This is a genomic window from Pseudolysinimonas yzui (assembly GCF_014653215.1).
GTDB classification, from domain to species: Bacteria; Actinomycetota; Actinomycetes; order Actinomycetales; family Microbacteriaceae; genus Pseudolysinimonas_A; species Pseudolysinimonas_A yzui.
The window spans coordinates 50581-59880 of sequence record NZ_BNAI01000010.1 but is presented as its reverse complement, the minus strand read 5'-3'; the positions used below and the strand labels follow the sequence as shown (position 1 = coordinate 59880).

The following is a 9300-nucleotide window of genomic DNA, read 5'->3' as shown; positions in this document are numbered from 1 at the left end:
TGACCGCGGTCGGCACGCACGACACCGCGTCGGCGATCGTCGCCATCCCGGCGACCGACGCCCACTACGCCTACATCTCGTGCGGAACCTGGTCGCTCGTCGGCGTCGAACTCGAGAAGCCGGTGCTCACCGAGGCGAGCCGCGCTGCGAACTTCACCAACGAGGGCGGCGTCGACGGTCGCGTGCGCTATCTGCACAACGTCATGGGGCTCTGGCTGCTGACCGAATGCATCCGCGACTGGGAGCGCGACGGGTCGATGATCTCGCTGGCGACCCTGCTGGAGCAGGCGACCGCGGTGAGTTCGCCGGTCGCGCTCTTCGACGCCGACGACCCGGGCTTCCTCGCGCCCGGCGACATGCCCGCCCGCATCGCGGCTTGGCTCACCGCCCACGACCAGCCGGTGCCCGCATCGCGCCCCGAGCTGGTGCGCAGCATCCTCGAATCGCTCGCCGCCGCCTACGCGCAGTCGATCCGCGACGCCTCGGCGCTCAGCGGCCACGCGGTCGAGGTCGTGCACCTCGTCGGCGGCGGATCGCAGAACGAGCTGCTCTGCCAGCTCACCGCGAACGCCACCGGACTACCTGTGCTCGCCGGGCCGGTCGAGGCGACCGCGATCGGCAACGTGCTGGTGCAAGCCCGCGCGCAGGGTTTCGTCGCCGGTGACCTCGAGGCCCTCCGCGCCCTCGTGCTCCGCGCCTTCCCGCCCCGCAGGTACGAGCCCCGCGCCTAGCTCTCGGTGGTCGAGTAGCCCGCGTAGCGGGCGTGTCGAGACCACACCCACGAGCAGCCCGCGGTTGGTCTCGACACGCGACCTGCGGTCGCTACTCGACCACCGAAGGGGCGTAGATCGCGCGGGCGAGGGCGTCGAGGATGGCGGCGGAACGGGGGCCGAAGCTGAGGATGTCGCCGTCGGCCATGTCGACGAAGCGGCGGTGCTGCCCGGCGGCGGTGAGGGCGATCGCGGGTTTCGCCGCCAGCAGACCGTCGATGCCGCCCGCCGAGGCGATCCCGTCGGTCATGACGAGGATGAGGTCGGGGTTGGCGGCGATGATCGCCTCGTCGGTCATCGGCTGCATGCCGGTCCAGCCGATCTCGCCGGCGACATCGACGCCCGCGAGCCCGCGGATGAGGTCGGCCGACCCCGACTCCTCACCGAACAGGTAGTAGATGCCGGAGCCGCCGCGCAAGTAGAGGAACAGCATCCGCACCTTGTCGCCGTCGGCGGTCGGCGCGATCGCGGCGATCTCGGCGATCTTCGCGTCGATGTCGGCGCGCACGCGTTCCGCGAGCAGTTCGCCGGCCGCGGGCGCCCCGAGAATGGCGGCGACATCGCGCGCCAGTTGCACGGCTCCGTCGAACGAGGCCTCGCTGTCGACGAACACGACCGTCACCCCGGATTCGCGCAACTGGGTGAGCACGTCGCGGGGCCCGACGCTGCCGTCGGTGACGATGAGCGTCGGCCGCAGGGCGAGCACGCTCTCGGCGTCGATCGTGTGCCCGTTCGAGGTCACGACCGGCAGATCGGCCGCACCGTCGAAGGTCGTGGAGCGGTCGCGGCCGACGAGGGTGTCGCCGAACCCGAGCCCCCACACGCTCGCCGCGATCGACCCCGCCAGGTCGAGCGCGATGACGCGCGACGTGTCGGCGACCGTCACCTCGCTGTCGCCGCCCGGGTCGCGCGAGGTCACCGTCGCGGGGAGCTGCTGGGCGGGATCGTCGTCGACCGGCTCGATCGCCTCGCTCGCGAGCTGCGCGGTGCTCGCGCCGACGTGCTCGCGCGGGTCGGCGACGAGGTCGAGTTCGGCGAGCGGCCGATCGTCGGCCACGGTCGGCGTCGGGGTCGTGACACCACCCGGCGGGGCGGCACAGCCGGCGAGCGCGAGAGTGAGTGCCGTGACGAACGCAGCACCCAGGAGGGCGGGCCCACGTCGCGAAGTCACGATCGTCGAGCCTAGTCAGGTAAGGCTGCCCTCACAATGGACCAAGGTCCCGTGGCTCCTGGGTGAGGATGGCGTGGTGGAGATCTGCACGTTCATCGAACCCCAGAACGGCGCGAGTTACGACGAGCAGCTCGCGTTCGCCGCAGCGACCGAGCGACTCGGGTTCGCCGGGTTCTTCCGCTCCGACCACTTCGTCGCGTTCGACGGCGACGGGATGCCGGGCCCGAGCGACTCGTGGACGGTGCTCGCCGGCCTCGCCCGCGAGACCTCCCGCATCCGTCTCGGCACGCTCGTCTCCTCGGTGACGTTCCGGCATCCGGCGTTGCTCGCGATCCAGGTGGCGAACGTCGACGCGATGTCGGGCGGACGCGTCGAACTGGGACTGGGAGCCGGGTGGCACGAGCGCGAGCATGAGGCCTACGGCATCCCGTTCCCGGCGAGGCGATTCGGCATCCTCGAGGAGCAGCTCGCGATCATCACCGGCCTCTGGGCGACGCCGGTCGGTGACACCTTCGATTTCACGGGCGAGCACTACCGGCTGGATGCGGCACCCGCCCTGCCGAAACCGGTGCAGCAGCGCGTGCCGGTGATCGTCGGCGGAAGCGGCCCGAACCGGACGCCGGAACTCGCCGCCCGGTTCGCCACCGAATACAACTACTTCCTCACCGGCGACCGGGATGCCGCGGCGCGATTCGCGGTCGTGCGTGCGGCAGTGGAGGCGGCGGGGCGGGATCCCGGCGACCTGCGCTACTCGGTGGCGACATCGCTCGAGTACGGCATCCCGATCCCGGAGGTGATCGCGAAAGTCGATGTCGCCCGGGCCGCGGGGGCCGACCGGGTCTACCTGCAATTCCTCGACCACCGCGACCTCGGCTACCTCGAGCGGGTTGCCACCGCGGTGCTGCCCTAACACCGTGCTGCCCTCACACCGTGCTGCCCTAACACCGTGCTGCCCTAACATCCAAGGCATGGGGACCGAGTCGCTGCTGACGATCATCGCGCTGCTGCTGAGCGTCGCGAGCGTCGTCGTCACCGGACTGTTCTCGGTGCGCACCCAGCGCCTCAGCCACGAACTGGAGGTCGAGCGCGAAGCGCGTCACGCCGAACAGTCGGCGATCAAGGCGGCCGAACGCGTCTACGAACCCCTCGCGCAGGCGGCTGCCGAACTGCAGTCGCGCATCTTCAACCTCGTCGAGACCGGGTGGATCGGCACGCAGAAGCGGTACGCGAGCCACGGCGATTACGCGGTCGCCTCCACCGCCTTCCTGTTCGCGCACTACTTCGGCTGGATCGAGGCGCGTCGCCAGGCGGTGCTCTCGTCGAGCGGCGAGGGCGGCCGTGATCTCTCGGTGCAGCGCCTGATCGACGAGGTGCTGAAGACCCTGCGGCGCAGCGACGACTCCGAGGGGTTCCTGTTCTTCACCGCCGAGCAACGCGCGATCGGCGAGCTCATGCTCACCTGGGAGACCATCCCCGAGACGGCGGTGCGCATCCCGCACGTCGCCGGCTACGCGGCGTTCGTCAAGCGCTACCGCCACGACGACGAATTCCGCGCCTGGTTCACCTCGATCGACGCCGGCATGGAGCTGGTCTCGACCGGCGACGTGCGCCGGCTCGCCGCCATCCAGAACGGCCTGGTCGCCCTCATCGACGAGCTCGACCCGAACCGCAAGTACACCGCCGGTTACGCGCTCGAGCCGATCGACCTCAGCGACGAGCCTTCTCGGACCTGACCTTCTCGGACTTGACCTTCTCCACCAGGGGCTGCAGCCGGTAGGGGATCAGCTCCCCCATCGACAGCGCCGTCTCCGTGCGCACGACCCCCTCGATGGCGAGCAGCAGCGCGTCGACCCGGAACAGGTCGTCGGTGTCACGGCAGACGACGATCGCGAGCAGGTCGGCGTGCCCGCTCAGGCCGTGCGCCTGCACGACCTCGGGGATTGCAGCGATCTCTTCGGCGATCCGCGGCAGTTCGCGCTGCCGCACGACGACGGTGATGAACGCGGTGAGCGGGTAGCCGAGGCCGTGCGTGTCGATGCGCCGGTCGAACGCCAGCAGGGCGCCTTCGGCCTCGAGCCGGGTCATGCGCGCCTGCACGGTGTTGCGCGAGAGCCCGAGCCGTTCGGCGAGCGCCACGTAGGAGGCCCGCGGGTCCGCGGCGAGTCCGCGCAGCAGGTCGAGGTCGACGGCGTCGTAGTCGTGCATCGTGCGCAGAGTAGCAGCCTCAGCCGGGGTCTGAACCATGCAGATAGCTCATCGCCAATGCAAGCGCTTGAGCTATCTGTCACGACGTGCCTACCGTGGGCCTACCGGTCGGAGGTGACCCCGTGACGACGACGATGTCGAAACACCAGGAGTTCCTGCAGTTGCTCGACCCCTCGGGCGAGCGCATTCCGTCTGCCGACTACGACGCGGTGATCGCGGATGTCGACGGACCCGCCCTCCTCGCCCTCTATCGGGACATGGTCGTCATCCGCCGGATCGACCTCGAGGCCACGGCCCTGCAGCGCCAGGGCGAGCTGGCGTTGTGGCCGCCGCTGCTCGGGCAGGAGGCGGCGCAGATCGGGTCGGGGCGCGCGCTGCGAGCGGATGACTTCGTGTTCTCCAGTTATCGCGAGCACGGGGTGGCCTTCACCCGCGGTGTGACACCCGTCGACCTGGTGCGGGTCTGGCGCGGCGTGACGGCGTCGGGGTGGGACCCCTACACGGTGGGGATGGCGACGCCGCAGGTGATCATCGGCGCGCAGGCCCTGCACGCCACCGGGTACGCGATGGGCATCCGCCGCGACGGCGCCGACTCCGTCGCGGTCGTCTACTTCGGCGACGGCGCGACGAGCGAAGGGGATGTCTCCGAGGCGATGGTGTTCGCCGCCTCGTTCCAGGCCCCCGTGGTGTTCTTCTGCCAGAACAACCAGTGGGCGATCTCCGAACCGGTCGGGCTGCAGTCGCCCGGGACGCTCGCCGACCGCCCGACCGGCTTCGGCATCCCGTCGCTGCGCATCGACGGCAACGACGTTCTCGCCGTGCACGCCGCCACCCGCACCGCCCTGGCGCGAGCCCGGGCGGGCGACGGCCCGACGTTCATCGAAGCGGTCACCTATCGGATGGGGCCGCACACCACCGCCGACGACCCGACGCGGTATCGCGACCCCGCCGATCTCGAGTCCTGGCACGCCCGTGACCCGATCGCCCGCCTCGCCGCTCACCTGCGCTCGACCGGCGTGCTCACGGACGAGGCCGAGGAGCGGGTGCAGCGCGCGGCGACCGCGGCCGCGGCCGAGCTGCGCGCCGGATGCCTCGCTCTCGCCGACCCCGAACCGCTGACGATGTTCGACGAGGTGTACGCCGAGCCGCATCCCGAACTGGAGCGCCAACGCGCCGAGTACGCGGACTACCTCGCCGGGTTCGACGACTCCGACACCCACATCGATATCCACATCGACACCCACGACGACGGAGGCGCCCGATGACGACCCTCACGCTGGGCAAGGCGCTCAACCAAGGGCTCCGCCGCGCCCTCACCGACGACCCGAAGGTCCTGCTGATGGGGGAGGACATCGGCAAGCTCGGCGGCGTCTACCGCATCACCGACGGACTCCAGGCCGAGTTCGGCGCCGACCGGGTGGTCGACACCCCCCTCGCCGAGTCGGCGATCGTCGGCACCGCGATCGGGCTGGCCTACCGCGGCTACCGGCCGGTCTGCGAGATCCAGTTCGACGGGTTCGTCTACCCCGCGTTCGACCAGATCGTCGCCCAGCTCGCCCGCATGCGGTCCCGCACCCGCGGGGCCGTGAGCCTGCCGATCACCATCCGCATCCCGGTCGGTGGGGGCATCGGCGCCGCCGAGCACCACTCCGACTCCCCCGAGGCCTACTTCGCCCACACCCCGGGGCTGCGGGTCGTGTCGGTGGCCACGCCGCAGGATGCGCACACGATGCTGCGCCAGGCGATCGCCTGCGATGACCCGGTGATCTTCTTCGAGCCGAAGCGGCGCTACCACCTCAAGGGCGAGGTCGACGAGACCACCGACCTCGCGACGGCCCCGCCGCTCGGCAGCTCGCGCGTGCTCACCGTCGGCGACGACGTCACCGTCGTGACCTTCGGGTCGCTCGTGCCGACGGCCCTCGACGCCGCGATCGCCGCCGCCGACGAGGGCGTGCACCTCGAGGTCATCGATCTGCGGTCGCTGTCGCCGCTCGATCTGGACCCCGTCGAGGCGTCGGTGCGGCGCACCGGCCGACTGGTCATCGCCCACGAGGCCGCCCGCTCCGGCGGGCTCGGCGCGGAGATCGCCGCCGCCGTCACCGAGCGCTGCTTCAACTACCTGGAGGCGGCCCCGGTGCGCGTCACCGGCCACGACATCCCGTACCCGCCGGCGAAGCTCGAGCGGCACCACCTGCCCGACCTCGACCGCATCCTGCACGGCGTCGACCGCGTGCTCGGCCGGGCGAGCGCGGAGGTCGGATCGTGACGAGCCGCGAGTTCCGGCTGCCCGACCTCGGCGAGGGGCTGACCGAATCCGACATCGTCGCCTGGCACGTCGCCGAGGGCGACCGGGTCGAGCTCAACCAGATCATCGCCGACGTCGAGACCGCGAAGGCGCTCGTGGAGTTGCCGGCGCCGTACGCGGGGGTGGTGACGGCGCTGCACGCCCGCGAGGGCGAGACGGTGAGCGTCGGTGCGCCGCTCGTCACCTTCGAACTCGCCGACACGGGGGCGGAAACGGATGCCGACGAGCCCGCGCCGCCGAACCTGGTCGGGTACGGCGCAACGGTCGAACGTTCGGGGCGGCCGCAGCGGCGATCGCGGGCGCGGGCCACCACGACCGTGGCGACGTCACGCCCGGTCGACGAGCGCCGGCCTGAACGTCAGCCCTCGACGCCTCCGGTGCGCGTTCTCGCCCGTCGCCTCGGGGTCGACCTCGAGTCGCTGACCGGCACGGGCGAGCACGGCCTGGTCACCCGCGCCGACGTCGAGGCCGCGGCCGGCTCGGTCGCCCCGGGCCCCACCGCCACCACCACGACCACGACCACGACCACGACCGGTGACACACGCATCCCGATCAGCGGCGTGCGCAAGCACACCGCGGCAGCGATGGTGGCGAGCGCGTTCACCGCGCCGCACGTGACCGAGTTCCTCACCGTCGACGTCACCCCGACGATGGATCTGCTGACCCGGCTGCGCGAACATCCGCTCGCCGAGGGCACGCGCATCACCCTGCTCGCCCTCGTCGCCCACGCCGTCTGCGAGGCGCTCGGGCGGCATCCGTCGCTCAACTCATCCTGGGACGAGAAGGCGCAGGAGATCGTGCAGCACGGCTCCGTGAACCTCGGCATCGCGGCGGCCACCGAACGCGGGCTGATCGTGCCGAACATCCCGGATGCCGCCTCCCTCGGCGTGCTCGAACTCGCCAACGCCCTCACCGACCTGACCACCGTCGCGCGGTCGGGACGCACGAGCGTCGAACGCCTGCGCGGGGGCACCTTCACGATCACCAACATCGGCGTCTTCGGCATCGACGCCGGCACGCCCATCATCAACCCCGGCGAGGCGGCGATCCTCGCCGTCGGCGCCGTGGTGCGGCGCCCGTGGGAGTACCGCGGCGAGATCGCGCTGCGCGAGGTGCTCACCCTCAGCCTGTCGTTCGATCACCGTCTCGTCGACGGCGAACAGGGGTCGCGGTTCCTCGCCGAGGTCGGGGCGCTGCTCGCCGAACCCGGCCTCGCCCTGTTGTCGGGAGGACCGCGATGAGCGTCATCACGAGCAGCCACGACCCGTCGACACCGGCCTCCCGCGCGAACGACGCCGCGCAGCGGGCGCTCGCCGCCGAGCTGCGCAGCACCCTCGCCACTGCCGCCGAAGGCGGAACCGAGGCGGTGCGCGCCAAGCACGTCGCCCGCGGCAAACTGCTGCCCCGCGACCGGGTGGAACGGCTGCTGGATGAGGGCAGCCCGTTCCTCGAGATCGCCCCGCTCGCCGCGCATGAGCTCTACGACGGGCCGACGCCGGGTGCCGGAGTCATCGCCGGCATCGGCATCGTCTCGGGCCGCCAGGTGATCGTCGTGTGCAACGACGCGACCGTGAAGGGCGGCACCTACCTGCCGATGACGGTCAAGAAGCACCTGCGCGCACAGGAGATCGCCCTCGAGAACCGCCTGCCGTGCATCTACCTCGTCGACTCGGGCGGGGCGTTCCTGCCGATGCAGGACGAGGTGTTCCCCGACCGCGACCACTTCGGGCGCATCTTCTTCAACCAGGCGCGACTGTCGTCCGAAGGCATCCCGCAGATCGCCGCCGTGCTCGGCTCGTGCACCGCCGGCGGCGCCTACGTGCCGGCGATGAGCGACGAGACGGTGATCGTGCGGAACCAGGGCACGATCTTCCTCGGCGGCCCGCCGCTGGTGAAGGCCGCGATCGGCGAGATCGTGAGCGCCGAAGAGCTCGGCGGCGGCGACCTGCACGCGAAGCGATCCGGGGTCACCGACCACCTCGCCGAGAACGACGAGCACGCGCTCGAGATCGTGCGCGGCATCGTCGCGACCCTGCCGCCGACCCCGGCCCCGGTGTGGGAGGTGCTCGAGCCCGAAGAGCCCATCGCCGACCCCGACGAGTTGTACGGGATCGTGCCGGTCGACCCGCACGCCCCGTACGACGCCCGCGAGGTCATCGCCCGGCTCGTCGACGGCAGTGCCTTCCAGGAGTTCAAGAAGGAGTACGGCGACACCCTGGTGACCGGGTTCGCCCGCATCCACGGCCACCCGGTGGGGATCGTCGGCAACAACGGCGTCATGTTCAGCTCGTCGGCGCAGAAGGGCGCGCACTTCATCGAGCTGTGCGACCAGCGCGGCATCCCGCTGCTGTTCCTGCAGAACACCGCGGGCTTCATGGTGGGAACGGATGCCGAAGCCGGCGGCATCGCGAAGGACGGCGCGAAGATGGTCACCGCCGTGTCGATCGCACGAGTGCCCAAGCTCACGGTCATCATCGGCGGATCGTTCGGCGCCGCCAACTACGCCATGTGCGGGCGCGCCTACTCGCCCCGGTTCCTCTGGTCATGGCCGGGCAGCCGCATCTCGGTGATGGGCGCCGACCAGGCCGCCTCGGTGCTCGCGACCGTCAAGCGCGACCAGCTCGAATCCCGCGGCGAGCAGTGGTCGGCCGAGGATGAGGCCGCGTTCCAGGCGCCGATCCGCGACGACTACGAACGGTTCGGCAGCCCCTACTACGCCACCGCGCGGCTGTGGGATGACGGCATCCTCGACCCCGCCGACACGCGCCGCGTGCTCGGGCTCGCCCTCGACGTGTGCTCGCGCACCCCGCTGCCCGAGCGGCGTGCCGGCATCTTCCGGATGTGAGCGC

At 71.2% G+C, this 9300-nt stretch carries 9 protein-coding genes; 7 read left to right on the top strand and 2 right to left on the bottom strand.

The genetic code is table 11. The features are described from left to right. Positions 1–731 (top strand): FGGY-family carbohydrate kinase (locus IE173_RS14405; RefSeq protein ID WP_268248918.1); only part of this gene is annotated, 731 nt, incomplete at its 5' end. A 91-nt stretch (positions 732–822) separates the two neighbouring features. On the opposite strand, the gene IE173_RS14400 is transcribed toward IE173_RS14405, so the two are convergent. After that, a complete protein-coding gene (locus tag IE173_RS14400; RefSeq protein ID WP_229842130.1) occupies positions 823–1941 on the bottom strand; it encodes a heme/hemin ABC transporter substrate-binding protein in 1119 nt (372 codons plus the stop codon). 76 nt (positions 1942–2017) lie between these two features. On the opposite strand from IE173_RS14400, the gene IE173_RS14395 reads away from it, so the two are divergent. Then, on the top strand, positions 2018–2851 hold the full coding sequence (locus IE173_RS14395; protein ID WP_191284216.1) for a TIGR03560 family F420-dependent LLM class oxidoreductase: 834 nt from the start codon (positions 2018–2020) through the stop codon (positions 2849–2851). 58 nt (positions 2852–2909) lie between these two features. Further along, positions 2910–3674 (top strand): hypothetical protein, encoded by a 765-nt coding sequence (locus IE173_RS14390; RefSeq protein ID WP_191284215.1) that lies wholly within the window; start codon positions 2910–2912, stop codon positions 3672–3674. Here IE173_RS14390 and IE173_RS14385 read toward each other — a convergent pair. Further along, positions 3649–4146, bottom strand: coding sequence for an Lrp/AsnC family transcriptional regulator (locus IE173_RS14385; protein ID WP_191284221.1), 498 nt, complete (start codon positions 4144–4146; stop codon positions 3649–3651). The genes IE173_RS14390 and IE173_RS14385 overlap by 26 nt on opposite strands. 134 nt (positions 4147–4280) lie before the next feature. On the opposite strand from IE173_RS14385, the gene pdhA reads away from it, so the two are divergent. The 4 genes from pdhA to IE173_RS14365 are packed head-to-tail and all read left to right on the top strand — an operon-like array spanning position 4281 to position 9296. Then, positions 4281–5411, top strand: a complete 1131-nt coding sequence (gene pdhA / locus IE173_RS14380) for a pyruvate dehydrogenase (acetyl-transferring) E1 component subunit alpha (protein ID WP_191284220.1) — start codon at positions 4281–4283, stop codon at positions 5409–5411. Then, a complete protein-coding gene (locus IE173_RS14375; RefSeq protein ID WP_191284214.1) occupies positions 5408–6412 on the top strand; it encodes an alpha-ketoacid dehydrogenase subunit beta in 1005 nt (334 codons plus the stop codon). Before pdhA ends, IE173_RS14375 begins: the two co-directional genes overlap by 4 nt. Further along, positions 6409–7692 carry a dihydrolipoamide acetyltransferase family protein gene (locus IE173_RS14370; protein ID WP_191284213.1) on the top strand — a complete coding sequence of 428 codons (1284 nt, stop codon included), beginning with the start codon at positions 6409–6411 and terminating at the stop codon, positions 7690–7692. Before IE173_RS14375 ends, IE173_RS14370 begins: the two co-directional genes overlap by 4 nt. Then, a complete protein-coding gene (locus IE173_RS14365; RefSeq protein WP_191284212.1) occupies positions 7689–9296 on the top strand; it encodes a carboxyl transferase domain-containing protein in 1608 nt (535 codons plus the stop codon). Before IE173_RS14370 ends, IE173_RS14365 begins: the two co-directional genes overlap by 4 nt. Positions 9297–9300: the final 4 nt, after the last annotated feature.